Raw genomic sequence first — 25,035 nt, forward strand, 5'->3', positions numbered from 1 at the left:
TCATTTCCCCCAACAAAAGATTCGACCGGCAATGCCGCCGGCTATTGCAGGCCCCGCCGGGTTAGATATCGTTCGCACGCGAGCCACGACCGTGGACTGTGTTGACCACGACCCGTCGAATGCCCAGACCGTTGCGGTGTTAGAAGCCCAACCGCCCGGATTCGACTCATTCGCGATACCGCCCAGTATCGCGGTTGGGAAAGTCAGCGGAAGCGTTAGGGTCATGTTGCCATTCGCGTCGCTGGTACCCGTGACCCACTGAAAAATCATCCCACTCGGCAGTTTCTGGCAACCGTTTGTCCCGAGCGAACTGGCGAACGTTTGGCCGACACGTTGCGTATAAGTCCCGAACGCCTGCCAATACGTACCGCTCCATACCAGCACGACGAACTCGCCGGCCATCAACGTGATCGCCGACGCGAGGCCGACCGTCGTATCGATGATCGCGTTCGCGTTCTTTGTGCCAATCGTCAATCCGGCTTGAGCGCCACGTTGAAACGCAATCGCAGCACCCGGCGGCAAGCCCGTTTCGCTCGGCAGTGTGGTCGTCTGGGCCCCGGCACCGTTGAAGTAATGAAAGCCGCCAATGTCGTCGTTCGTCAGTGCCGTCGCAGCGGCACCGATGCCGGAGCCCGTGCCACTGCTCAGATTGAAGTTCCCAAGCGCACGCTGCAGAAACTCGTTGGTTGTAAGCCTCACGCTCCTGTCGAACTGCGGCGCGGTGGTGCCCTTCGGGGCACCAGTGAAAGGCGGCGAGTCCAGCGGCGCTTTTAGCGCGAGTTGATTCGTGATCGTCGTCGCAAAGTTCGGGTCATTGCCGAGCGCCTTCGCGAGTTCACTGAGCGTATCGAGAGTTTCCGGGGACTGCGCCACCAGCGCGGCCAGCTTTTCCGCCAGATCAGCATGTGTCGCATACTGCGGATGCGGATCGACTGCCGCAACGTGCGCGTCAAAGTCACTTTGCCGCGCCTCAATCGCCTTTTTCAGGTAGCGCGTCCGGTTCGCGAGTTGCTTCGCCTGAAGGTTGTCAATACCTTCCGGCCCACCGACGACCGGATCCGATTCCTCAAGCTGGTAAATCCCGTCTTCCCACCGATCGAACTCAACCAAGTTCGTCATGTTGTGATACTCCCTCTCGTGTATTGCCCGTCCCGCCGCGCGACGCCGTTGTGACGGATCGGAACGGCTCTATAGTCGAGCGCCACAAGCTGACTGCGCGCTGGCGCGTAACGCTCAATTGCCCGCCACAGCTTGTCGCCTTGATCCCGTGTAATCGGCACACCAAGCTTCACGATGTACTCGGCCCACGCGCTTGCCTTCCCGTGCAGCTGATCGCCGTTGCGAACAAACGAGCCGTTACGTCGTCGACCGCTGCGCCCCTCGATGATCGTTACCTCGCCGAAACCGAGCCGCCGGATCACCTCCCGCACCGCCCACGGCGTGCCCTTCTTCCGGTGCAGCGCCATCGATCCCTTCACCAGCGCTCGCCGCGCGTCTTCCGATTCCGCCAGTTCCCACCCATCGACGGCGAGCGCCCATGCGAGCCACGGCAACCATGCTGTTGGACAACGATCCGCGTCCCACAACGTGCGCAAGATCTCGGGATCGACACTCGGGCGCAGCACGCGAGCGAGTGCGGCCTCCAGCGGTGTCTGGTTGGACGGCAGCAGTGGTTCACGCGTCATCTGCTCTGACCTCCAGATTGATGCTCGTACAGTGTGCAAACTCGCGCGCACCACACAAGACGTCGGCGGCCGGCGAACGCAATTCGATACGCGTGACACCGCTGTCCGGCGCATGCAGCGCCCCTTCAATCGCGGTTCGCGGCATGCCGGCACGAAGGCGTCGTGACTTCGCTATCACGCCGTCGAGCACCTTACGCCGTGCGTCAAGCACAATGTTCGGATCCGGCCCGCTGCCGACGTAGATCAGCCCATCGATCGCATACTCGATCTTGATCGCCGGCTCGACCAGAACCGTGTCATTGAGCGGGCGGACCGTCTCCGGCGTAACCTTCGCGCGGACCAGATCGAGCAACGCCGCATCCGGTACACCGTCGCCACGTGCGGACATGATCGTGAGTCGCACCGTACCGGCCACCGGTCGGTCGACAGCGACATCGAGCACATCGGCCGACGCATCCATCGCAAATGCCCGGTATGCCGCGAATGGTCCGGCGACCGTCGCGCGCTCCATCGACATCTGGGTGCGCAACTTCAGCCGATCGTCCGATTCCATGCGCCGCGCGACTGGCGGATTCGCCTCGGGATCGCCGGGCTCAACGACCGCGCGCTCCGTATCCAGCAGCACGGCCAGATGCTCCAGATCAGCGCCCGTCGAGAAAGCGAGCATGCCCGCGCGGGCAGCGTCGTTCAGGCGCGCAGCTGCGCGGATCTCGTCATACGCCGCCAGCTCAATCAGCTTGACCACCGGATCCGACTTCAACGCCGCCGTCCAGTCGGGATAGATCGATTTGAAATACTCGAGCTTCATCTGGAACGCCGCCTCGAAGTCGAGCACCTCGACAAGGTCAGGCGGGTCCAGCGAAGCGAGATCGATAATCGTCATGTTGGCACCTCGATTTCGACGGCCGTGCCGTCGTACTCGCCACGAATCGCGAACGTTGGTTTGCCGTCGATGACCGACAGCACCTTGACCTGAGAAAGCTTGATGCGCGGCTCCCATCGACCGATCGCCCGTGCAGCCTCTGCCTGTGCCGCCGAGATCCATCCGCGCGTGATCGGTAGGTCGACCATCAACGGTAGGTCGGAGCCATATTCGGGCAGTTCCCGGCGAGTGCCTTTGCGCGTGCTCAGGATGTCGCCGACACTTTGCTTCAGGTGCGCGACGCCACTGATCGGCGCCCCCGTCCATCGGTCCATGCCGACGAGCGCACTGGACCGGCTCATCCGCGCTCCTCAAGCCGCTCGAAGTGCGGGTGCGCGTCGAGGTATTCGATCTGTGCGGCAGTCTTTGCGGTCGCTTCACCGGAAAAGACGTGCAACACATCGCCGTTCGGGAACACGATCACGCGACTACGGAACTGCGTATCGAGGAACGTCGCAACGGACGGAGCGGCCGGAGTAGTTGCCTGCGGAGTATCTTTTTCCATGATGAATCCCTCAAAAACAAAACCCCGCCGAAGCGGGGCAAAGCAACTTTGCGAATGTGCGCGTTACAGCGGCGGCGACACGGGTGCACCGTCACCCTCTTCCATGTGCGAGTGCCCGAGGAACGATTTACCGCCGATTTCGACGTCGTCCGTGTAAAGCGCCCCGCCATCCACCTGGACGGCAGGGCCGCCGTTACCGCCGCCCTTGCCCTGCATCCCGCCGTTGAACGTCAACAGCTTCTCCGTCGTCGTGTTGCCCGTGAACGTCGAATCAGGAACGTCGCCGAGCAATTTCTCCGTGCGTAACGTCACGCCGTCCGCACGTAGCTCCAGCTCCGTAGCGCCGATGCGGAACACGATCCGCCCGCCTGCCGGAACGTCGACGCGGTATTCGTGCTTCTCGTGGTCATAAACCTCCGACGCACCGTCCGGGTAATCCCATGCGGTCTCGTTCGGATTGGACCGCGCCGACCCACCGTGCTGATCCGAGTAGTAGCCCGGAGCTGCGTACGCGCCAGCCAGATCGCCGGACGGCGCGAACATCGACGCCTGCTCGCCAACAGACGGCGGACGCCAAAAGCGCACCACGCCCGCTGCCGTCGTCTTCCACGGCATCCAGTCGCTGACCCAATCGCCGATCCGCACACGGCACTGTGGCGGCTGATACGAGACGTTCTCGACAGTCCCGTGCTGCACCATGCAGGCCATGCGGCGATCAATCTCGCCCAACTCGTAGTCGCTCATGACTCGCCGCCTTCCGCGCCGGGATCCCAGTACTGCCCTTCGCTATCAGGGCCAGTGTCGGGATCGACACCCCATAAGATCGCCCGCCCGTCCGGGATATCGTCCAGCTCGATGCCGAGGCCGAATTCGTGCGTCCATTCGACGAGCCAAACGCAGTAGGTATCAAGCTGCGGCCGGAACGGATCCTCCGCAACTTGCACGACCTTACCCGGCGTGATCGGCAGCTCCCACGTGTTCCCGTGAACAACCATTGCGACACGTGCCGCGACCTCGCGCACGGCCAGCTCCGCGCCGTCGTCGATCGGATCGAACACAACGCGGGCCTGCATGCGCGCAATCAGCGGCACGTCGCCGGTCCCATCGTCGTGACCTGGTTCGAACTCGTTCAACTCGATCGCGATCAAAGGCGTTTCGATTTTCTGGCCGAGCCGCGGATATGCCTCGATCCGCTTTATCGTCGGCAACCTCACGCGCATGCCGCGCTCAATCGCCTCATGTAGCGCTTTAAGGTTCTCAAGCACGGCGCATCACCTTCTGCAGTTCGTAGTTCACTTCCTGACGAAGAATCACCATCAGCCGAGCCTCACAGGCTTTCGCGGCCCGCCGAAAAGCCGGGTCGCCCGATTGCTGCCACGCCACCGTCACCATCCGGTACGGCATCCGTTCCTTACCGACGCGCTCGTAAATCGGCCCGTCCGGCTTCCGATTCGTCTGTCGCCACGCGCCCTCGAACGACTGGCGACCGACTCGCATCCCCTTGCGCGTCTTCGTCGCATTGCCAAGGCGATGCGCCTCGATCGGGTTCAACCCGAGCCACACCTTGCCGGTATCAGCCGAGCGAAGAAAGAAGTAGAGGCGGCGACGGATCGCCTTCTGCGGGATCTTCGTCGCGGCCCCGACCTCTTTCGCCGTCTGGCTCTTGATCCACCCGGCCGTCTTGCGCAACGTCCGTCGCCACGCTGCCTGCATCGCGGACGGCGACAACCCTTGCAGCACCGCCGTCACCTCTTTGATGTCGATTTCGATCTTCAGATCGTCCATATCGCCTACTGGAGAATGAAGACTGTCCAGCCGGTGCCGTCCGGCTTCGCTTCGAGCACGCGGTAACGCTCACCGTTCGCGATCAGGATGCTGCCTTGCCGGACCCCAACAGCATCGCGATCACGCGCATGGAACACTGGCGCAACCAGTTGCGTACGCTGGCTACCGAGATCAGGGCCGAGCCAAGGCGACGCGAACATACCCTCGACGGGCCGGCCGTCGATCGTGATGTCCGCATCGCCCAGGTCGCGCAGCACCGCAGCGTCGACGTCCGAGATCAGATCCCGGAACGCCATGTCACGCCTTCAGCTTGATCAGCGCTTTCGGGCGCGTGCACAGGTGGATCGGGTTCGACTGCGCCTCGATCTCGACGCCCTTGCCGAAGTCCATCAGCTCCTGCTTCGCGTAGTACGGAATCCCCGTCGTGTTCACCGCCTCAACGTAGTCGGCCGGCGCGAAGCGCGTGATGAACAGATCGGACACGCCCTCCGGCACCGCATGCGCTTCGTCGTCGGCGACATACCCGACATCGCCGACGCGGCCGCGATAACGCTCGAACGTGCACCCGCCGAAGTCGAACGCGTCGCGCGCGTCGCCACGCAGCTGCGCGGCCATCACGGACGCCAGATACGTTTCCTTCACCGTCTTCGCGACGATCAGCTTGTTCCAGAACTCGCGCCCGCAGAGCACGCGCACACCCGTGTACGTCATCGCGCCGAGCGCATCTTCGATCGCGTCCTGCACCTCGACGCACTTCTGACGAATCTCGGTGGTCGCGGTCGACAGCTCGAACGGAATGACCGTCTGGTCGATGTCGAAGTACTTCCACAGGTCGATCAACACCGTCTTGCCGTCTGCGTCGAGCACTGCGCCCTTGATCGCGCCGATGCGGTGGAATTCGTGTGTCGCGTCGAGCTGGCGGCGCATCTTCGCGAGCCGGCGATTCACGACCGTCTGCACCGCCTCCAGCTCCGTTTCGGAACCGAACGCACGCAGGTTCGCGATTTCGTCGGCCATGATCACCGCACGCTGCGGCAGATGCACCGTGTTGAACGGGATCATGCTGCGCTTGCTGCCGGCGACAACAGCTGCCGGTGCACCGCGCTGACCAGCCGCGACGAGCGACAGCGTGTCGCCGTCGCGCTCGATCTGGATCGTCGTCGTGGTGATGCCGTCCTCTTCGAACAGCCCGAGCGTGCCGATCCGGCCGGGCACATACGGCTGATCGTTGATCGCAGCACTCAGGGATGCGAGCGAGAACGCATCGTCTTGAAACAGGGCGATATCCGCCATACAACCTCCGACATGAAAATGGATACAAAAAAGGCCACGCGGTCGGTGTGGCCTTGAATGGGGTGTGTTGTGATCAGCGGACGATCACGTGTCGCTCGGCGAGATCCCCGCGACCGGCTGCATCGAGCCCCGTAAGCAGCCCGCCAGCGACTTCGGCGAGCCGCACGATCCCGGTCGCCGGGCGCGACGCTTCGGACGCCGCCAGCGGCGCGTAAAGCACGGCTGCGGCGACTTCGGAACCGTCATTCGCGGCGTTGTCGTACGGCGCGTATTCGCCGGTACTGGTCACGCCGAGCACCTGCCCGGCCGGCAGCGCCGCGCCCGCCTTCACCACGATCCGCTCGCGCGAGATCTGCCCGTTACCCTCCGACACGAGAAATTCGGCAGGCAGCACGCCTTGTTGCTTCACGTTCGACATGAGTTTTCCCCTCCTCGGGTTACGTCAAAGTTACTTGCCGCTCTTGCGAGCCGCGTAGATGGACGCCGCACGCGGCGCATTCGCGGCCACGGGCGCGTCTTGCGACGCAACCGGGGCAGCACGATGGTTGATCGGCTTCTGCGAGGCCGTCATGCGCTCGAAGAGCCGCGCGCGCACCTGATCGGGCGACAGGCCGTCCGAGACAAAGCCGGCCGTCAACTCGGTCAGGCTCGCGGCCAGACAGATACCGGCGATGTCCTGCGCGTTGCGGATCGCGGCGTCGACGCTCGCGCGATCCCGCAGGCCGGTCGCCAGCACGATGCCTTCTGCGCAGTGCTCGATGCGCGCGTCGCGGCACGCGGCGTACACATGCGCAGCGAGAACCGACACGTCCGGCCCCGGCGCAGGTGTGGGCGTCGGCACCGGATGAGGCGTCGGGTCGGGCGTTACCTCTCCGTCGTCCTCCAGCACAGCGCGGATTTCGGCCGGCACCGCCGCGTACCGTGCGGCGAGCCGTGCCGCGCCCGCATACGCCTCGATCCGGATCGGATCGACAATCGCGTCGCAGAAACCTTGCTCCTTCGCCTGAGCGGCCGTGAGCCAGGTCTCGGCATCCATGATCGCGCGGACTTCTTCTGCGGTTCGGCCGCTGCGCTCGACGTAGGCCGCCAACATGCTGTCGGACGTGCTGTCCAGCAGATCGGCGAGCTTGCGCAGATCCTCCGCCTCGCCGGCCGCGACCGTATTCGGGTTGTGGATCATCAGCCTCGCGTTCGACGGCATCTCGATCGTGTCGCATGCCATCAGGATCAGCGACGCAGCCGATGCGGCAACACCGTCGACGCGCCCCGTCACCTTGCCGCTATGCCGACGCACCGCGTTATAGATCGCGAACGCATCGAACACGTCGCCACCCATCGAGTTGATCGCGAGGACGATCGACGTCGCTGTCGACGCCACCTCGTCCAGCTTCGTGGCAAACAGTTCGGCGTCGGTGCCCCAAAATCCAATGTCGCCGTAGATCCGGATCTCGACCTCGTTCCCGCCCGCCGCATTCGCTTGCGCGCGGATATCCCACCACCGCTTCTTCCCTTTCATTCGCCATCCCCATTAGAAAGATCGCTCGCCCCGTCGACCGGATCGAGCGTGTCATATCGAATTCCGAGCCGGCGCTCGCGCGCGAGATCGTCCGCGTTCTCCTGATCGACCTGCTCCGGATCATCACCACGCGATAGCACTGCGCCCGTCCGGCTCGCCAACCCGGAGCGAATCTCCATCCGCTTCGCCGTGACGTCCTGCACGGGGTGGATATATGGCCAGCCTTGCGGCACCCATCGCACCCGCAGATAGTCGCGACGGCGTCGGTAGTAATCCGCCATCGGCATCGCGCCTGATAGTGCGCAGGCATCGACCCACCAGCGCCAGACCTTCCTGCAAAACTGGTGAATGAACACGTTCCACTGGAACTGCTCGATCGACCGCCGGAACTCGTTCAAGATCACCCGCAGCACCCGATCGCTCACGTCGCGCAGATCGCCCGTCAGGACTTCGTACGGCATGCCGACCGACGCCGCAGCAGCCATCAGTTGCTGACGCATGAAAGGACCGTAGTCGGTCCCCGCGCCCGGCGGCTCCGCAAACTTGACGTCCTCGCCGGGGGCCAGCTCCTGCATGCTCCCCGGTTCGAGCGAAACGATCGGCGAAAAACCGTCGACGTCGTACTGCATTTCGCCGCCGGTCACCGGGTCGCTCATGAGACCCGGCTCGGCGGGCGGCTTCGTGATGAATCCGGCAAAGAGGTTGCTGACCTCCTGCCGGAACAACACGGCGTCGTCGAAGTTGTCCAGCGACTTGAGCCGCAGCAGCACGGTCGACAGTTCGGGAACGCCGCGCACCTGGCCGGGCCGGAGCGCGAGGAACACGTGCGCAATCTCGTCGGCCGGCACACGAACCGTCTGCATGTTGACCGTCGATGCACGCCCGTACTCGCCGGGATGACGCTGCAGCAGGTGATACGCAACGCGTCGACCGTCCGCATTGAACTCGACGCCGTTGACGATCTCTCCCCCACCGGGGACGATCTCGTTCTTCTCCATCGGCAGCAGATCGCCTTCGAGAAGCCGGATCTGCATCGGGACCGCCAACCCTTCGCTCGGACTGCGGAACTGACGACGAACCAGTACCTCGCCGTCACTGAAAAACGCGCGTGCGGCAAGCGTCTGCACGCCCGCCATGTCGAACAGTTCGTCCGCGTCGATTTCCTCGCAGCTATCCTCCCAAAGTTGCTTTTGCATCTTGCGGACCGCGTCGTTCGGATGCTTTGGGTGCGCTTGAATACCGTTCCCGATCGTGTTCGATACGAGTCGCGCAATCGCCGTTTTCGCCCACGGATCATTGCGAATCGCGTCGCGAGCGCGCGAGCGCAGCAGCGGCAGGTTTTGCGCCGCCGCCGCGTTCGGTCCCGCGCTCGACGCACGCCACGACTTCGCCCGTGCGCCCGTCGTGCTCGCCGACTCATATGCCGCCGCCTTCAGCCGCGTCGGCACCACGAACCCACGTCGCGCGAGTGACGGAAAGCCCGCCTTCATCGCACCCCCTTGCCGGCGTGACGAATCCGGACGATCGACGAACGCCCGGCCGCGCCGTTCAGGTCGCGAATGATCTCGGTGCGTGCCTCGCGCAGCTCGCCGATCGAGCGATATTTCACGCGCCGGTCGGCATACTGGACTTCCAGCTCGCCCTTCGCGATTGCAGACTGGATGTTCTGCAAATCCTGTTTTGTGTATGCCATGCCATTCCCTCGTTTAGCGCCGCTTTAGGTACGTCGAGCGACCAACACGACGCCCCTGAATGCGCGAAACCCCGCTCGGAGGCGGGGTTTCGGTGGGTTTTGCTACCTGCGGCGACGGCCGCGGCGTCTCGATAATCTCGGGCATGTCCGGCGGATCGGGCGGCACCTCGGTCGGCAGCGCCGCCGGCAATGCCTCCAGCACCGGGACCGCATCGAACAGCGAGACCTGCGACGCACGATGCTGCTCGACCTGCCAGTGCGCCTCGGTCATCAAGTGCACTTTCACGCTGCGGGCCGCGTGCAACGCGTACCCTTCGCAGTCCAGCGCCTCGTTGCGCGGACTGATCTTCTTCCACACGCGCTTACCGCCACGCGGCCCCGGCACCTTGACCTCCGCCGTGAGCTGCGACAGGTAGTCACCGCGCACGCCGCTATACCAGTGCATGCGGCCCGGCCCGTCGCCTTCGAGCTTCAGCCGGTTTTCGAGGATCAGATCTTTCGCGCGGCTCACGCCGACCATATACGGGCGCAGCCCGTACTTCGCCGCCTTGCTGTTGTTGCGCGTCGAGTCGATCGACGCCTTCGGCACGCTGAAGATCTCCGCGTCGATATTGCTACTGCCCTTCGCGGCCATGACGTTGTAACCGGCCTTCTGCGCCGCGCGCACGTACTTGTATACCGCGTCCGACGTCGCTCCATCTGACGAGTCGATCGACGTTGCGCGTACACGCATCAGCCAGCCGTTCTCATGGCGGTATCCGTGCGACAACAGCATCGTCAACGCGCCCCAAACACCGCCCGTCATCGGGTCTTGCTGCTGCTCCGTCACCTTGCCGTAGATCTCTCCCCACACGACGAGCCAGCTTTCCTCGCCGCGTCCCCATGCACGCACGACGACCGCGAGCCGGTCGTGTTGCACGTCGACGCCGAGCGTCAACACCAGACCTCCGAGCGGCACCGTCAGCTCCGCGTATGGCAGCGCACGTTGCGCGAGCACGTCCAGCTCGGGCAGATCGGTCTTGTACTTGTACGCCCGGCCCTGCGAGTTGTTCACGAACGAACGCATCTTCGTATCGTCGCCCTCGCGCAGAGCCTTATCGGCCGTCAGCCACTTCTTGACCAGCTCGGCCATGTTCGAGCCGGGGAACGGCGACACCAACTCGTTGATGCGGAAGCCGGCAACGCCGTGAAACGGTGCCGTCGCAACCCATCGCCCGCGACGGACAGCGCGATTACGCGTCGCGTCGTCCCACAAAGAGCCGCAATGCGGGCAGGTGTAGCGGGCCGTCTCCGGTTCTGCGCGACCGTAGACCTCATGTACGACTTCGGCGCCCTCGTTCCACGTGACGTGTTCCCACGCCAGCTCATGCTCCTCGTCACAATCAGGGCACGGCACCAGATACACGCGCTGATCCGATGCCGCATAGGCTTGCTGGATGCGCGACAGGCCGTCGATGGTCGGCGTGCCGCCCAGGATCATCTTGCGTCGCCGTGCCGAATAGCTCTTGTTCCGTTCCTCCAGCAGCGTGATCGAATCGCCCTGCTCGCGAACGTTCGTATTCGCGTCGTCCGGCTCCTCGACCGCAACGACCGGGGCCGGCGTCGACTTCACTTCGTCCGGCGCGTTCGACGTGATGAACTTCAGGAAGCCGCGTGCGAACGTCTTGTGGTCCCACAAGTTGTTTTTGTCGCGGGCCGCGTGAACCGGCAATTTCGCCGAGAGGCGAGGCGTCACCTCGACCATCGGCTCGAACTTCTCCAGGTTGAATTTCTTCGCCGTCTTCTCTTTCGGGAACATGACGATCATCGGGCACGGGTCAACGTCGATCCGCTTGCCGATGTAGTTCAGCAGCACACCATCTGTCCACGCGACCTGCGCCGACTTCATGCACACGATCTTCTGCACGGTCGGATCGTCCAGCGCTTCGTGCATGCCGAACACCCACGGCGTGATGTTCGGGTTATACCGGCCGGGGCTGGCCGATCCCTTCGCGCTCAACCTGCGATGTTTGCGCGCCCAATCCGTCGTCCCAATCCGCTCCGGCGGACGCAGCATCTTCGCGATCCGGCGAATCACCGCGTGGACTGTCTGGGTCGTATTCAGAAAGCTGCTCAAGGCATCCATATATGTGCTCGTTCAACCATTCGACGTCCACCTCGACGCCGTATAGCGTGCGCAGCTCCTGCACCAGCTTGTCGGACAACGACAGCAGCTCCGTTTGAAATGCGCCGACCATCAGGCCGTACGCCTGTTCGAGCTGCGCCGCATTGACGAGCTGCCCCTTCTTCTCGGCCAGCGTGAGAAGCTTGATCTCGCGATCGACGCGCTCCGTCATCGCGCGCTCGGCGACGAGATCGATTCCGGTCTCGCTGGAGCGGCCGGCCGCGACCTCGCGCAAGTGCCGAATGTAGGCGATGCGGATCTCGTCGATCGACACCGCGCGGTAATCGAGCTGGACCTTGTCGACGAACCGCGAAACGGCCGACTGGTCAAGGTCGAGATGGTCAGCGATCTGCTGCTGAGTCGGCATGAATATGACCCCCTATGGGAACTCGCCAGTAGAGAAAAAACGCGGGTGCGAGCCCCCGCGCACAAATCTGCCCGGCGGGTCCCCAGCTAGCTTCGCCGACAGCAGCGAATGTCAGCCCCTGCCGCGGAGTTGGTTTCACTTGCCGTGCGCGCCGGGACATCACTAGATCAGCGACCTTGTCTAAGACATCGCTGATTCCTAATATTTACGAGGCAGGTCGCCTCACAATTATTTCCAATTGATCTGACGATACGCGGGGACTCAAATGAAAAATACGAAAGTCGCGGCACTTACAGGCGTAACACTCAGCCTGCTCGCTGGATGTTCGACACAGCCACCGGAACAAACCGATCTAGCTAAGGCATGGAGCCAAAAGCTGGCTCCATATGATCTCGTCACAATCTTCCCGCCAAGAACAGGCATCGAGCCAGGCGATCTATATGTGTTTTGTGCCAACCCATCCGACGACGCAAAAGTGGCCAGGTTTGCACCAATCTTTGTTACGTCGCTCGACGGCTTCCAAGAACGCCTAGGTAAATTCTTCACCAGCCGGTTGGAACTACCAGCAAATGCGAGTTTCAATAAGTCGGCGCAAATATTTGATATCCCGGACGACGCAAAGGGCATCCGGTCCCCTGGCAAGTGGACACGCCTCGGGCTAGCCAGCTTCCCAGAGATTTTCCAGATAGAAGGGTCGACAACAACGGCGGGCGCCTCCGCCCCGACCGGCTTCGCAATATTCGGCTTGGGAGGCCAAAGGAGAAGCTTGCAGACTTACGTCTTGTCGATGCCCGCCGCGGAATGGGCCGGTCTTCCATGGCTTCAAGCCCAAGAACAGGCAGCCACATCGATCAAGAAACTAACCCCGTTAGAGCGTGCCGGCATCGCAAGTCTGCACCAAAATTTACGGAGCAAGTTCGAGAACAATGCATGCGGAAGCGTCAGGCTCGCATACGTCCAAGAGGTTTTCTACGCTCGTCACATGACATTGTCGTTCGGCACGAATCGTTCGGCTGCAATCAACGCGCAGGCCCGCCTTTACATCAACCCCAATCAAGCGCGGTACAACGTTCTTCAGGCTGCATCACAACCGGCCGCAAGCGCTCCAACTCCGGCATCCGTACCAAGCGACGCGAAACAGGCTCAGGCCGTGAACGAGATGAACGCAGCACAAGCGGGAGCCAGCGCCGCAGGAAATTTGGGCGTACCCGGGGGCTCCGTTTCATCAGCTTACGTGTCGGACGACGGCATGGCATTCGATTACTCGTTTGTACGCCCCGTAGCGGTAGGCGCGAAGGTCATTGACCTCCGTGTAGATACAAATGACATCGTCGTGAGCTGGAACTCTCCCACGCTCGGCCACCATGACGTCGGAGACGGATATCTATCTCAGTACCACACGTTCCCACCTGGCACTATGCTGAAAGATCTCGACAATCCTAAGAAACCTAAGGTCGAGATCGTGCCATCCAAATAGGCATGTACAGCATGATCCCCCACGCATTCGATAAGTAGAACTTCGATCGAAGCATGTACAAAAGCCCTGATCGCTTACGCAATCAGGGCTTTCAAAATACGTTTCGTATGGACGAACGTCTCCACACGACCTAACGAGCCCCGCTATTTATTCTTATGTCCCGAGAGGTTTGCACGACTAACGCGCGGTGCCAGCGAATATCCAGTGATGCGACAAAGGATTTTCGAAGTTTACGCGATCTACTCTTGAAATGAAAGACCTTTCATCCTCGCAACTGTCGTCGCATTGTGTCGAATACCGATCCATTCACGTGATCGAGCAACGAATGCATATCGTGAAAGCGTTTCGACCAGTGGCGTCGGCATTCATCTACCGGTATGCCAAGCGCGTGCGCACGTTCGGCGTCGTTAATCGGGCGCCTGCCCGAACCGGCGCAATCTGGACAGATGTACCGGCCGTCTCGCCGCACGATACCGCGCCCTTCGCATCGCGCACATTGATCGTTAATCCACTCGTCGAGCACGCGCAATGCGAAGCGCTCAACAATATCGAGCTTCGCGCGTTCGACTTCACATCCTGCGCGCTGGTCGCGACGCTTCTCACGACTCAGGCCCGTGAACCGGTTGCGCTTAAACCTGCCCGACAATCGGATCATCTGCGCAAACAGCAACGTTGCCTTGCGGATCGTTTCCGGCCTTGTCTCCTGTCCCGCCTTGATCCGGACCAGCAACCGACCGAGATCGTTCGCAAATGCCAGTGCGCCCAAAGTAACTTTCGGATCGGCAATCGGGTCGGTGAACTGACCACGAACGCTCATTGCAATGCCCGCCCGCTCCATCAAATCGATCACAACTCTCTCCTAATCGTCCTAACGTCCCAATGTCCCAAGGGAAGAAGCTTGCAGGGGTGCGCGCCCGCGACATGCGACATGCGCCGCTCACGTCGCGCATGTCGCGCCCCTGCACCCGCGCCCGAGACCGCGCCTTGGGACGTTGGGACATGGGACGTCCACGGCGCGCCAAGACGGGGCAAGTGGCGCGCTTACCGTGCAGGCACAGCGCGCCACGCGACTACAGCGGACTGTCGTCATCACCTGCTGCGACCAGTTCGCGCTCCGCTTCCGGCTCTTGCTCTTCCTTCACGTAGTACCAACCGCGCGATCCGGTCGACTCGCGCTTGCGCACCCAGCCGAGCGACTTCAACGCCTTGCCGATGCGGCGCTGCTCTGCCAGCGTCCATTTCGACGTATCGAGCTTCAGGATGTCCGCGAGGATCTCTTCCATCGTCGTGCGCGAGACGAATTCCAGGGCCTTGGCGATCTTGTCCTCGTACACGTCGCCTTCGTAGCGCTCCGCCTGCTCGATCTCGAACAGCGGGCGCTCATGCTCTTCGACGTGCCACACGACGCCCGAGCGATACAGGTGCACGGCTTCCGCCCAGAGCTGATCACGAACGGCCACAATGCCGTCGATGTCGACCAGCCCGCCGACACGCAGCGGCCAGTAACGCCGGTTGCCCGATTCGTCTTTCAGGTACGTGTCGAAGTTGACCGAGCCGGCGAACACGCACTGACGCGGGACGTCGGTCGCCCGCTTGCCGTAGAAGTTGCGGAACCGGTCGACGGCCGTCGCGAAGAAGCTCTTCACCGCCGACGAGTCGGCCTTGTTCAACGAGTCCAGCTCGGCCAGCTCGATCACCCACTTCCCGGCCAGCACCGCGTATGTGTCCTTGTTGCCGATCTGGATTGGCGTATCCGTGAACCACGAAGCGCCGGCCAGCACCTTCAGCGCCGTCGATTTGCGATGCCCCTGCTTGCCTTCGAGGATCAGGACGTTGTCGACCTTGCAACCCGGCTCCATCACGCGCGCGACGGCGGCGATCATCCATTTCATGAACGCGAGCTGCACATACTCGCTGTCGGCGACACGCAGGTAGGTCGACGGCATCGATCGCACGCGCGACACGCCGTCCCATTTGAGCCCTTCGAGGTATTCGCGCACGTCATGGAAGTGCTTCTCGTCCGCCACCAACAGGACCGCGTTCATCACGATATCGGTGCGCACCGAGAGGCCGTAGCGCTGCGACAACCAAAGCGCGCAGCGCTGATCGTCCATGTCAGTCCACTCGCCCTTCACGCCTTGCCGGAACGGCGGTGCCTTGCGCTTCATCACGCGGCCACCGAAGTCGTCCTGCTCGATGACGCCCTGCCACGCTTTGTGATTCGCCAAGATCATGTGCACGTTGCCGAGCGTCGGCAGCAGCGTGCCCTTGTCCGAACGCGCGAGATCCTGCTCCCATGTGTGCGCGCCGTTCTCTGCCTCGCGGCCATCCCATTCCGGCTGTTTCGCGGCAGCGGACGTCGCGGCGGATTTCGTCGGCGTGTCGTCCGCGGTCGGCACCGCCACCGTCGCCGGCCGAATCTCTTCGTTCGCTGGCGCGATGACGCGCAAGATTGCCGCCTGCACTTGCGCCTCGACCGCCTCGAAGCCCTCTTCGACGTGCAGGTCGTTGAAATCGGTCAGCTTGCGCTCACCGCGTTTGGCGAATGCTGGATAGACGACGGTGACGTCAGCGACCGTCGCTGCCGCCTCGTACGCGCGCTTCAGGCCCGTGTTCTCGAAGCGCTTACGGCGCAACGGCATCACGTCGTTTCCGTAGCTCACCTCGACATACGGCACTCCATTGTCGTCACGACGGCGTGACGCGGCGACCATGTACCACGTGTTCTTGGCTTCGATCCGCACCGGGTCGGCGCCAAACACCAGTTCACCCCGAAAAGCGAACTCGTCGGCGAGCCAGTCGCGCATGCGCTGCTCGATCTTCCAATCGTCGTCGGCGCAGACCAGCACGTGCACATCCGGATACGTCGCACGCAGGTAGCGCACGGCCGGGAGGATGCCGCCCGCGTCGAAGCAGACATTGACTGCGAACGCCTCGTCGACCGCCATGCGGATCGAGCGCGCGGTCGCGTAGCCTTCGGCGACTAGCACGATCTGATTGTCTGCGCCGACCTCGCCGAGCAGATACGACGCGCCCTTCTTTTCCATGCCTTTGTTGAAGCGCTTCGCGCCATCCGGCGTGATCTTCTGCAGACCGACGAGCCGAGCGTCGTCGCCGTACTGATACATCGGCACGAAGATCGTGCCGTCCGCGTCGAAACGCACGCCTTCAGCCGTGATGCGCTTGCGTTCGAGATAAGCAGACTCGCCATGCTCTGCTGCACGGTTCCACTGATCGCGCGCGCGGTTCGCCGCGAGCTTCGCCTGACGCGCATCGCGCTCGGCCTGCTCACGGTCGGCCGCTTCCTGCCGGCGACGCGTCTCCGCGAGGACTTCCTCGCTCATCGGTGCGCCGCTCCACTCGAATCGCTCGGTGCCCGGATCGTCGCCCGAGAAATGGCCGAACGTGCCGCCATAGCCGATTACCGCGCCCTTGCTGATGACTTCGCGAAGCTGATACCAGTATTTCTTGCGCGGCCCGTATCGGTGATGTTTGCCGTCCGCGATCGGATGCCCGGCGGGCAGGTCGGGATGACCTGCAGCACGCAATTGCTGAATAATCTGGTCCAGTGTCGCCATACAAAAATTCCCTCGATCAAAGTTACTTTGGCCGCATGTCGCGGCCAGATCACAATTCGTTGAGTTGCGCGCTGTTAGCTCGCACGACGAGCCGCCTCCAGCTCGACGAGACGACGGTCGCGCTCGACCTTGTGAGAAAAGCTTCGCCACGCCGCGCGACCTGCGGCATAGCACTGGCGTCCGCTCGGCGAGCGGCTGTACTGCGATGCGCCGCGTCGCAATGCGCTACTGATTCCGTTCACGTTCACAGGGGCTCCGATTATTTGCCGCGCAGTCGACGCCACTCCGCCGACATGAGATCGTCGAACGCGGCAAGGTCCAGCGCGCAGAGACGATTGGTGAGCTGGTCACGGAACGCGTGACGTTCCGCCTTGGTTGCGAGCGCCGCGCATGCGCGCGCAGCTCGCTCGATGAACAAACGCACGTGCCCCGCTTCGTTCGCTTCCGCGAGAATCGGAGCGAGGCGATCGGGGAACGTGGCGATCAGTTCGGATAGCAAGCGCCCCGCTTCAGCGGGGGCACATTCGAAACGGGATGCGAGCGTCGTGACAGCGCATGCCAATTGCTGCTCAGGCGAGCAGCAAAGGCCGATATGCTCTCGGTCGGGACGACAGCACCCCATGCCGGGCTTAAACCGCTCCATGACGACGGCGTCGACGCGCGGCGAGGTTGCGAGCAGCGTGAATCAAACGCTGGAACAGACGCTGGCCCTTGCGGCCAGTCGCGATGATCTTCTCCGCGTCGTGGTCGTCGATCCGCTGATCCGCCAGCGCGCGCGTCACGTCGTCAGCAACGAGACCCACATGCGCCTGCAGATGCAGTGCCGTCGAAACGAGCCGCAGCGTGCCCGGTTCGCTGACATCATCAGCGGCGTGGTCGTCGACGTGCTCGGCCACCAAACCGAATCGCGAATTCAATGCATGCAGCGCGTCGAGCGCGTACGCCTCGCCGTCTGCCTTTTCCTGCATCCACTCGATCAGCAGCTCGAACATCTCCATCGACAAACGACTGTCGCCGACACCACGCAGGCGCAGGCGGAGCGATTCCGGCGTGATGTTCTTACCGCGCCGGATCGTGAGGTGATTCGCCGCGTCGGCGACACCGCCGGGCGTGTTGCGAACGGACGTATAGAGGACGTCCAGCCATTCGGTACTGTCGTATCGGCAGGTCATAACGTTTGAGATTGGGGAGTTTCATCCTGTCGCGACGCATGGAGCGTCACTAGGATTCGAGATGTGCGATCGAAACCGCACCGTTAGCAGTTGCAGACTTCGGTTGAGCTTGACGATGGACCGGATTGGCGGACGAAGGCCCAATCGACGCGGCCGTTCAGTTCTTCACATCGCACCGCACCGTGGCAAAGCTGCTCAATCGGCGGGCAGTGTTCGGCCGGCACTCGCCGGCCGGCCTGTTTCCACTGCTGGACCGCAGCGCGAGTCACGCCAAGCCGATCTGCGAGCGACTGCATAGTCAGCCCGGCCGCTTTGGCGGCCCGATCCAAGGGGTGTTCCACGATGTTGTCCATGACGCTCTATCATCAACCGAATGATAGAAATTCTAACATTCGAAGGATAGAAAATATAGCCATTGGCGCGCAAGATTTTCTTACCATTGAGCGCATGGACATCGGTGAATGGATAAAGGCGAGCCGCGAAGCTGCCGGCCTTAAGCAGGACGAGCTCGCGGAGCGATTGGGAAAGACGCGCGGCAACGTGTCAGCGTGGGAAAACGGCCGTCACGAGCCGAGCTTCGGCCAGATTCTTGAGATCGCGCGTATCACCAAGCACGCAATCCCCATCCCCGGTGTTGCAGACGCCCCCATTGGCAACGTTGCTCCGGCGAATGTCGGCTCACACCGCGTGCCGCTGATCAGTAGCGTGCAGGCCGGGCTGATGAGCGAGGCGATTACCCCATTCCCACCTGGCGGTGCATTCGAATATCTGCTGACCGACCTAGACCTGTCAGATCACGCCTTCGCGCTTGAAGTAGAGGGAGAATCGATGGCGCCGGAGTTTATGCCCGGCGATCGAATCATCGTTGAGCCAGCCATTGCGCCAAGGCCGGGCGATTACGTCGTTGCAAAGAACGGCAAAGAAGAAGCCACATTCAAGAAGTACAGACTTCGAGGCATGAACACGATAGGCGAAGAAGTGTTTGAGCTGGTGCCACTGAATTCAGACTACCCGACCATAAACAGCGAGCATGAACCCGTTCGGATCATTGGCGTGATGGTTGAACACCGCCGTTATCGCAGACGCTAATGCGCTGTCCCGCAATCCCGCTTCGGCGGGATTTTTTTTGCCCTTCGTCTCCTGACTATCAGCTTTCGTCACTCGATAGATAGGTTTTCTATCGTCAAAGATAGTTTTTCTTGCCTTTCGTCGGATAGAAAATCTATCATCCTCACGTCGTAACCTACCGTGAGGAACCCATGAATCGCGAACTCCCTGAACTGCGATCGTCACAACCCACCGCTCACCAGCATCGCGTGCGCTGCTTGACCGATTGCCAGCTCCACGACCGTCACGACTGGCTCCGCGACGAGCAATCGCCCCGCGTCGTACCGTCCGAACCGGCCCGCCAAAGCAACTTTGAGAAGTCGCCGATCTTCCGCTGGACGGTCGTCGCCGCCCTGCTGTTTGTCGCCGTGAATGTGTTCCAAGACGACCCGGTCGTCGTCCCGACGACCGCCTACCGCGTCACCGTCTAATCCGCCCCCGACCCTGCCGGGGCAAGCGGCCCCGGCGTCATGGAGACCACCATGCCGCGCATCAAAGTCAAATCAGAACCCCTTTTCGACATCGAACGTCGTGACACTCTCTCGTTGCGTACGATCGTCCGCTATGACCCGAACGCTCGACGTCCCTCAACGCCGATCCTCGTCGGCAAGTATGTTGTTGGTCGCCGCCCCTTGGCAGACAGCGTCCATACGGAGTATTTGATCCTCGACGGCAACGAGATTGCCAGCAAGCAAATCTCAATTCCGGACGAAGGCAACTGCGCCGACGCAATCAAGCGTCTCCGTGACGCGAAGCGCGCAGCGGGTATCGAGGCATCGACGGCGATCGACAAGGCGAAGAAGCGCGGCAAGGCGCGCACCGCTGCCGCACCGGAGGTCGCGTGATGGACAACCGGACACGACAGCTCGACCTGGCCGCCCCGATCCCGACCGGAAACACGAAGGCCGCTGCGGCCGCGGCCGGCGCTACCTCCGCCGACCTGTGGATGACGCCATATGAAGCGCTGCGGTACGACCCGCGCGACAACGTCCGTCCGGTCGATCCGCAGTGGGTCAAGGAACTGACCGCACTGATGATGCATAACGGGTACGACAAGGGCTCCCCGCTGCATTGCTACGCGCGAAAGGTCGACGGCAAGGATTACTTCTACGTCTACAAGGGCCAGCATCGCTACCTCGCGGCTGGCGCAGCGATCAAGGCGGGGAAAGACCTCGGAAAGATTCCGATCGTTGTCCGTGACTCGCGTGAAGTGAAGCGGTCGGAAATGGTTGTCGACGGTTACGTGAGCAACGTATCGAAGCCGGCGTCGCCGCTCGATCTCGCGACGTCGATCGCCGAACTGCGCGACGTTCACGGATTCGACACCAAAGCGATCTGCGACCGACTCAACATTTCCGAGCAGTCGATCCGCGACGCCGCGCTGCTGGAGAAAGCCCCGGCCGAACTCCACGATCTTGTCCGCAGCGGCGCGATTGCAGGCACCCTCGCGATCGCAGAGATCCGCGCGCATGGCAGCGACAAGGCGCTCGAGCGTATCGTATCTGGTCTGTCGAAAGCGAAGGAAGAGGGCAAGACCAAGGTCACGAAAAAGCATCTGGCCGGCGACACGAAGCCTTCCGAGCCGGCCGCACCCAAAGCACCGAAGATCAATGACGGGCGCGCAAAGCAACTTTTGCAGGCGCTACAGGCTGTCCTGCATGATCCCGTATTCGGGAAGCTTTCGCCCGGAACGATTCGAGCCGTCCATACGGCACTCTCGCCGCTCGCCGATCTCCTCGACACTCCGCAAAAGGCACGGATCTACGCCGTGACGGCACCGGATCAAGACGGTCGCTGCGTCGCGACCGATACCCTTCGCTCGCCTAACAGCAAGCGCACAAAAAAGCCGATCGCCGAGATCTACGTGGCCCAACCGAAAGCAGATCACTGGATTTGCGCGGCTATGTACAACTTCGGGGACAGCTTCGCTTCGACGCCTCTGAAGTTCGGCGCAGGAACCACGACCTATCCGACGCGAATGCAAGCGGTACAGGAAGGCGCTCGATGGCTGAAAAAAGCTCTCGGCTACGAGAATATCAAGCGCCAGAAAGACCTTCCGTCCGTTCAGCAATGGCTCGATGACATTCTGCAGCTCCCCGATCCGGACTGGACGCCGGATATGGCGCAGGAGGCAGCGAAATGACTCCGCGCCCGGCCCTTTCTACCCCACGTCCGCTGCCGCGAAAGCGGGAACACGCGGAGAAGCGCCCGGCTATCGCACTGGCGAGTGTCAACGGCACTTCGATGCAGTCGGACAACGACGGGCTGACGCCCGCAAAAACGATCCAGAAAGACGAAGCGCCGCTCGCGCGGCGCAAACCAGTCCAGATGAACGAAGCCTTGGCGGATACCCGCCAAGGCACGCTCGCGCGGCTCGACGCTCTGCGCATCGAGATCCGCGCGTTGATCGTCGATATCTCGCACGCGGCCGACGTCGAGCTACTGGACCTGATGGCCGACGAGATCGGATCGTTCGCTCGCCACAAGGCGGCTCAGGACGCACGCACCTGGGCGGCAACCGCCGGCATCACGCTGGAAACCGGCCTGATGCAACTTGGCCGCGCCCTCCCCGCAACCACCACCGGAGACCAACAATGAACACTACCGATAAAAGCCGAGCTGATGCCATCGCAGAACTGCTGCCGTGTCCGTTTTGTGGCGGCACCGACCCCGAGATTTGGAACACTCATACGCCGTCTTTTTCGGTTCAGTGCATCGTCTGCGACGCTGAAGCGACCGGCGAGCACTTCCCGACGCCGAGTGGCACGGTCCGCGTGGATCGGTTTCACTATTCGCCGACGCCGGATGATACCGGCTTTGAAGCCGCGTTCGACAACCTTCACCCGGAATACAAGGAAGCGTTCCGCTCCGCAGTGGACGCGTGGAATCGCCGCGCCGCGTCCCCTGTCGAATCGACAGCAGAAGTAGATGTGCGCACCGAGCGCCGCCGGCAGATTGCGGAGAAAGGCTGGACGGAAGAACATGATGACGCGCATGCATGCGGCGAAATCGCGGCGCTCGCCGCGTACTATGCGATGCCCGCCAGCGTCCGCGACTGGCCGTCGGCAGATACTGGCTATGGCTGCACGTTCGGCCAAGCGATCTTGCCTTATGGCTGGAGCGCGAAGATCGGTGATGACCGGCGAGGCGAACTGGTGAAGGCTGGCGCACTGATCCTCGCCGAGATCGAACGGCTCGATCGCGCAGCTGCACTCGCAGGAGGTAGCCGATGACAACACCTCCGAAGCGCGCGGTCCGGTTTCGTCTCGAACTGCAGGCGGACACTGTTGACCACCTAGTCATCGCACTTACCGATCTCGCCGCGCAAATCAGTGCGATCCGGTTGAGCGCGCATGTGATCGGCGGTGGCACCTTCAGCAGCCACGAATGCTGGCTTACCGTCGCGGATCACCCGACTCACGCCGAATACATCGAGCAACTGGAACAATGGCGCGACCGCATCACTGCAGATCGAGGAGGTAATGCGTGAGGACGCTTGACCTGATCGAGTGCGCGGAATTCCTGAAGATCGACCGCACGACGTTGCTCGACATCGTCCATCGGGGCGACATCCTTGGTGCCAAGATCGGCCGAGCATGGGTCTTTCTGGAGGACGACGTCGTGGCCTACCTGCGGGAACAGGTGCAGGCGCAAACGCAGAAGCGGATCGAACAGATCCGGTGCGGATCGCCGGCAACTGACGCACGAATAGACAAGGCGATCCGAAAGCAACTTTCCCAAACCGACCCGCGACGACCGGGGCGGAAAGCACGGCCGCTACCACGATTACCAGAACCGACGGAAAGTGCGCCGCTGATGGCATAAAAAAACGCCCCGCTGGGGCGTTTTTCTCTGTTTTGCTGCAGGCCAGCGATCGAGGCAATGCTGCTATGGCCCCGGCTGTTGGACCTGAATCGGCGATACAAGAAATCGCTCGAATATTGAGACGACCTGGGGAGAAACCGTTGCTTTATTCGCGACGACTTGAGGCGCGAGAGCCCCGATCATTTGCGCGTACTCTGAACCAGTGGAGACTACATGGAGGAGGAGATCATGCTGTGTGATACCCGTAGCATCAAACAGAAAATCCAGTTGGACACGATCATTGACGCGTGCGCGTGCTCTCCATACGAACCTAGGCAGCTCGGCTAACAGCGAAGGGAGTTGGTCGACACCCATTGCAGGATATTCGGCGCGAACAGACTCTTTATACTCGCTCCCCGTCGTCAAATAGATGTCCCACTCCGCGCGCGGCACCGTAAGAAACACGGCCCGACGGATACCCTCGACGATGGCATCGAGGTTCAATATTGCCGCGTGAATCAGATCGTATGGGATACGAATCTTATGATACAGCGGCAACAAAACGAAGTCGGCCACCGTACCGATATCGGGCCCCCAAGACGTCCTGAGTATATATCCGCCAGCCCCAGCCATCGGATGCGGGTACACAAAGTGGGGAGCGTTCGGCACTTGCTCCCACGTCATTCGAGCAAACGGACCGACCTGGTCGTCGTGCCCATAGAGCTTGTCGATACGAGACGCTCTCAACAAGAATCCCGTGGGTCCTTGCGGAGTTGCAACAGGGTCCCCAAGGGAGAAGCCTGTCAACGCGATTGCGTGCCCGCCGACAGGTGAAGGCTGCGCAGTTGTCAAGTTCTCGAAGAATTGACATGCGAGCAACATTGGCAAGCGGCCCTGCAAATAGGCGTATGCGACACTATTGAGACCGTAGCGCGTTTGCGCCCCGACAACCGACGGCTCCAACCCCACTCGGCGAACCGCATAAGCCATCTGCGTCGCTGTCAGCCCATTGTTTGGAAAGGCCCGCGCGCTTGCCGCGAGCAGATTTTCCGGCATGTGATCACCTGCCCAATTGGTAATTTCAACTGGCGGGGGGATCATATGCTGAAAGAGCTTTCCCGTCCCTTGAAAGCACGACCACAGAGCACTTGTCGCGCACGCGGCAACGACCGAATCCTGCTCCTGATAGGCCAAGCTCTCAACCTCAAGAACGATGCCGAACAAGTGCACCGCATACGTGCGGAGGATCGGAAAATTGCGACGGCCGTTGTCAGCCGGATATGCGACTAGACAAGTACGCCCGACGATTGTTGCTGGCAGCGGTTTGACGACAACGAAACCAAGGTAGCTCGCACGAAGCCTTTCCTCAGTAAGATGCTGTTGCGCAGACCCATCGAGAACCGACTGGAAGCCGGCTTCGTCAAACGCTTCACGAAAGAAATGGAGCCGCTGGGTACGACGAGGATAGTCTTGAAAGCACCGGTCGTAATAAGCAGCATAGTCCTCGAGGTAGTCACGATCGACATAGTTGCACTCGACAACAATTGTCGCGGCACCCAATGCCTGAAAGTACTCTTCGAAGTAGACGCGGTGCTTTTTCGCGCGCACCGCGTCTTGCGAGATGAACTTCGACCCGTTCGCGAAACACTGAACGAGATTATCGATCGTGTAAGGTAGAACTTGAAATGCAGCCAAGCGACCACCTGACCTTACAAGGTGATCGGCTGGTGAAGGTCCTCCAGACGGACCTCGCGCTCCTTGTTCAGATCGGCGATCGATCGTTGTGCGGCGTCAACGGCCGTTTGGAATGCAGTCTGCGCGTCGGCAGTGTTCAGCCAAGCAACGGCATTGTTGGGCAAATTTGTGAAGAGGGGCACGTCTCGGCCTTCCCGGTTGCGACGAGTCATAGACAATTCTCCAGATTTCGCCACCACCGCCGAACCGGCAATGTGGCGCCCCTGATTGGA

Annotated in this window: 32 protein-coding genes; 9 read left to right on the plus strand and 23 right to left on the minus strand. The window is 61.8% G+C overall.

Annotation, left to right across the window (positions count from 1 at the left end; genetic code table 11):
- The 16 genes from C5O79_RS38465 to C5O79_RS38355 form a co-directional block, all read right to left on the minus strand.
- Nucleotides 1–1,119 (minus strand): hypothetical protein, encoded by a 1,119-nt coding sequence (locus tag C5O79_RS38465; RefSeq protein ID WP_240687894.1) that lies wholly within the window; start codon nt 1,117–1,119, stop codon nt 1–3.
- A complete protein-coding gene (locus C5O79_RS02550) occupies nt 1,116–1,685 on the minus strand; it encodes a phage tail protein I (RefSeq protein WP_131931121.1) in 570 nt (189 codons plus the stop codon). Before C5O79_RS02550 ends, C5O79_RS38465 begins: the two co-directional genes overlap by 4 nt.
- Nucleotides 1,675–2,568 carry a baseplate J/gp47 family protein gene (locus C5O79_RS02555; RefSeq protein WP_131931123.1) on the minus strand — a complete coding sequence of 298 codons (894 nt, stop codon included), beginning with the start codon at nt 2,566–2,568 and terminating at the stop codon, nt 1,675–1,677. Before C5O79_RS02555 ends, C5O79_RS02550 begins: the two co-directional genes overlap by 11 nt.
- Nucleotides 2,565–2,909, minus strand: coding sequence for a GPW/gp25 family protein (locus C5O79_RS02560; protein ID WP_131931125.1), 345 nt, complete (start codon nt 2,907–2,909; stop codon nt 2,565–2,567). The genes C5O79_RS02555 and C5O79_RS02560 overlap by 4 nt, the downstream gene beginning before the upstream one ends.
- On the minus strand, nt 2,906–3,112 hold the full coding sequence (locus C5O79_RS02565; protein WP_131931126.1) for a hypothetical protein: 207 nt from the start codon (nt 3,110–3,112) through the stop codon (nt 2,906–2,908). The genes C5O79_RS02560 and C5O79_RS02565 overlap by 4 nt, the downstream gene beginning before the upstream one ends.
- A 63-nt stretch (nt 3,113–3,175) precedes the next feature.
- A complete protein-coding gene (locus C5O79_RS02570) occupies nt 3,176–3,856 on the minus strand; it encodes a phage baseplate assembly protein V (protein ID WP_131931128.1) in 681 nt (226 codons plus the stop codon).
- Nucleotides 3,853–4,377 carry a hypothetical protein gene (locus tag C5O79_RS02575; protein ID WP_131931130.1) on the minus strand — a complete coding sequence of 175 codons (525 nt, stop codon included), beginning with the start codon at nt 4,375–4,377 and terminating at the stop codon, nt 3,853–3,855. Before C5O79_RS02575 ends, C5O79_RS02570 begins: the two co-directional genes overlap by 4 nt.
- Nucleotides 4,370–4,897: a phage tail protein gene (locus C5O79_RS02580; protein WP_131931132.1), complete on the minus strand. Its 528-nt coding sequence runs from the start codon at nt 4,895–4,897 to the stop codon at nt 4,370–4,372. Before C5O79_RS02580 ends, C5O79_RS02575 begins: the two co-directional genes overlap by 8 nt.
- Nucleotides 4,898–4,902: 5 nt before the next feature.
- Entirely contained in the window at nt 4,903–5,193 is a 291-nt protein-coding gene (locus C5O79_RS02585; RefSeq protein ID WP_131931134.1) for a hypothetical protein, read from the minus strand.
- 1 nt (nt 5,194) lies between these two features.
- Nucleotides 5,195–6,190: a major capsid protein gene (locus C5O79_RS02590; protein ID WP_131931136.1), complete on the minus strand. Its 996-nt coding sequence runs from the start codon at nt 6,188–6,190 to the stop codon at nt 5,195–5,197.
- Between the two features lie 73 nt (nt 6,191–6,263).
- Nucleotides 6,264–6,608 carry a head decoration protein gene (locus tag C5O79_RS02595; protein WP_105833215.1) on the minus strand — a complete coding sequence of 115 codons (345 nt, stop codon included), beginning with the start codon at nt 6,606–6,608 and terminating at the stop codon, nt 6,264–6,266.
- A 30-nt stretch (nt 6,609–6,638) separates the two neighbouring features.
- Nucleotides 6,639–7,706, minus strand: coding sequence for a head maturation protease, ClpP-related (locus tag C5O79_RS02600; protein ID WP_131931138.1), 1,068 nt, complete (start codon nt 7,704–7,706; stop codon nt 6,639–6,641).
- Entirely contained in the window at nt 7,703–9,196 is a 1,494-nt protein-coding gene (locus C5O79_RS02605) for a phage portal protein (RefSeq protein ID WP_131931140.1), read from the minus strand. The genes C5O79_RS02600 and C5O79_RS02605 overlap by 4 nt, the downstream gene beginning before the upstream one ends.
- A complete protein-coding gene (locus tag C5O79_RS02610; RefSeq protein WP_006497114.1) occupies nt 9,193–9,399 on the minus strand; it encodes a hypothetical protein in 207 nt (68 codons plus the stop codon). The genes C5O79_RS02605 and C5O79_RS02610 overlap by 4 nt, the downstream gene beginning before the upstream one ends.
- Nucleotides 9,400–9,412: 13 nt before the next feature.
- Complete coding sequence (locus C5O79_RS02615) at nt 9,413–11,455, minus strand: terminase gpA endonuclease subunit (RefSeq protein WP_346428589.1); 2,043 nt, start codon at nt 11,453–11,455, stop codon at nt 9,413–9,415.
- Nucleotides 11,361–11,930: a MarR family transcriptional regulator gene (locus tag C5O79_RS38355; protein ID WP_205746220.1), complete on the minus strand. Its 570-nt coding sequence runs from the start codon at nt 11,928–11,930 to the stop codon at nt 11,361–11,363. The genes C5O79_RS02615 and C5O79_RS38355 overlap by 95 nt, the downstream gene beginning before the upstream one ends.
- Before the next feature lie 265 nt (nt 11,931–12,195).
- On the opposite strand from C5O79_RS38355, the gene C5O79_RS02620 reads away from it, so the two are divergent.
- Nucleotides 12,196–13,407 (plus strand): hypothetical protein, encoded by a 1,212-nt coding sequence (locus C5O79_RS02620; protein ID WP_131931144.1) that lies wholly within the window; start codon nt 12,196–12,198, stop codon nt 13,405–13,407.
- Nucleotides 13,408–13,669: 262 nt separating this feature from the next.
- Here the strand turns inward: C5O79_RS02620 and C5O79_RS02625 are convergent, their stop codons facing one another.
- From C5O79_RS02625 to C5O79_RS02645, 5 genes are all read right to left on the minus strand, one after another.
- Nucleotides 13,670–14,257, minus strand: a complete 588-nt coding sequence (locus C5O79_RS02625) for a hypothetical protein (protein ID WP_131931146.1) — start codon at nt 14,255–14,257, stop codon at nt 13,670–13,672.
- Between the two features lie 220 nt (nt 14,258–14,477).
- Nucleotides 14,478–16,985 (minus strand): VapE domain-containing protein, encoded by a 2,508-nt coding sequence (locus C5O79_RS02630; protein WP_131931148.1) that lies wholly within the window; start codon nt 16,983–16,985, stop codon nt 14,478–14,480.
- A gap of 259 nt (nt 16,986–17,244) precedes the next feature.
- Entirely contained in the window at nt 17,245–17,628 is a 384-nt protein-coding gene (locus C5O79_RS02635; RefSeq protein WP_131931150.1) for a hypothetical protein, read from the minus strand.
- A complete protein-coding gene (locus tag C5O79_RS02640) occupies nt 17,615–18,157 on the minus strand; it encodes a phage regulatory CII family protein (protein ID WP_034194280.1) in 543 nt (180 codons plus the stop codon). Before C5O79_RS02640 ends, C5O79_RS02635 begins: the two co-directional genes overlap by 14 nt.
- Nucleotides 18,158–18,240: 83 nt before the next feature.
- Nucleotides 18,241–18,510 carry a YdaS family helix-turn-helix protein gene (locus tag C5O79_RS02645; protein ID WP_131931152.1) on the minus strand — a complete coding sequence of 90 codons (270 nt, stop codon included), beginning with the start codon at nt 18,508–18,510 and terminating at the stop codon, nt 18,241–18,243.
- Between C5O79_RS02645 and C5O79_RS02650 the strand changes: the two genes are divergently transcribed.
- From C5O79_RS02650 to C5O79_RS02685, 8 genes are all read left to right on the plus strand, one after another.
- Nucleotides 18,509–19,246, plus strand: coding sequence for an XRE family transcriptional regulator (locus tag C5O79_RS02650; RefSeq protein ID WP_240687895.1), 738 nt, complete (start codon nt 18,509–18,511; stop codon nt 19,244–19,246). The genes C5O79_RS02645 and C5O79_RS02650 overlap by 2 nt on opposite strands.
- A gap of 170 nt (nt 19,247–19,416) precedes the next feature.
- On the plus strand, nt 19,417–19,695 hold the full coding sequence (locus C5O79_RS02655; RefSeq protein ID WP_240687896.1) for a hypothetical protein: 279 nt from the start codon (nt 19,417–19,419) through the stop codon (nt 19,693–19,695).
- 51 nt (nt 19,696–19,746) lie between these two features.
- Entirely contained in the window at nt 19,747–20,109 is a 363-nt protein-coding gene (locus tag C5O79_RS02660; RefSeq protein ID WP_131931154.1) for a beta-hexosaminidase, read from the plus strand.
- On the plus strand, nt 20,109–21,407 hold the full coding sequence (locus tag C5O79_RS02665; RefSeq protein WP_131931156.1) for a pyridoxal phosphate biosynthetic protein PdxJ: 1,299 nt from the start codon (nt 20,109–20,111) through the stop codon (nt 21,405–21,407). The genes C5O79_RS02660 and C5O79_RS02665 overlap by 1 nt, the downstream gene beginning before the upstream one ends.
- Nucleotides 21,404–21,862: a hypothetical protein gene (locus C5O79_RS02670; protein ID WP_240687897.1), complete on the plus strand. Its 459-nt coding sequence runs from the start codon at nt 21,404–21,406 to the stop codon at nt 21,860–21,862. Before C5O79_RS02665 ends, C5O79_RS02670 begins: the two co-directional genes overlap by 4 nt.
- The gene (locus C5O79_RS02675; RefSeq protein WP_131931159.1) at nt 21,859–22,497 is read left to right on the plus strand and encodes a hypothetical protein; all 639 of its coding nucleotides are present in this window, start codon (nt 21,859–21,861) and stop codon (nt 22,495–22,497) included. The genes C5O79_RS02670 and C5O79_RS02675 overlap by 4 nt, the downstream gene beginning before the upstream one ends.
- A complete protein-coding gene (locus C5O79_RS02680) occupies nt 22,494–22,754 on the plus strand; it encodes a hypothetical protein (protein ID WP_131931161.1) in 261 nt (86 codons plus the stop codon). The genes C5O79_RS02675 and C5O79_RS02680 overlap by 4 nt, the downstream gene beginning before the upstream one ends.
- Nucleotides 22,751–23,089: a helix-turn-helix domain-containing protein gene (locus tag C5O79_RS02685; RefSeq protein WP_131931163.1), complete on the plus strand. Its 339-nt coding sequence runs from the start codon at nt 22,751–22,753 to the stop codon at nt 23,087–23,089. The genes C5O79_RS02680 and C5O79_RS02685 overlap by 4 nt, the downstream gene beginning before the upstream one ends.
- A gap of 63 nt (nt 23,090–23,152) precedes the next feature.
- On the opposite strand, the gene C5O79_RS02690 is transcribed toward C5O79_RS02685, so the two are convergent.
- Together C5O79_RS02690 and C5O79_RS02695 are read right to left on the minus strand one after the other, a co-directional pair.
- Nucleotides 23,153–24,763: a hypothetical protein gene (locus C5O79_RS02690; RefSeq protein ID WP_131931165.1), complete on the minus strand. Its 1,611-nt coding sequence runs from the start codon at nt 24,761–24,763 to the stop codon at nt 23,153–23,155.
- 14 nt (nt 24,764–24,777) lie between these two features.
- Nucleotides 24,778–24,975 carry a hypothetical protein gene (locus C5O79_RS02695; protein WP_131931167.1) on the minus strand — a complete coding sequence of 66 codons (198 nt, stop codon included), beginning with the start codon at nt 24,973–24,975 and terminating at the stop codon, nt 24,778–24,780.
- Between the last annotated feature and the right edge of the window lie 60 nt (nt 24,976–25,035).

This window comes from Burkholderia sp. SRS-25 (genome assembly GCF_004343765.1).
In the GTDB taxonomy this organism is placed as follows: Bacteria; Pseudomonadota; Gammaproteobacteria; order Burkholderiales; family Burkholderiaceae; genus Burkholderia; species Burkholderia contaminans.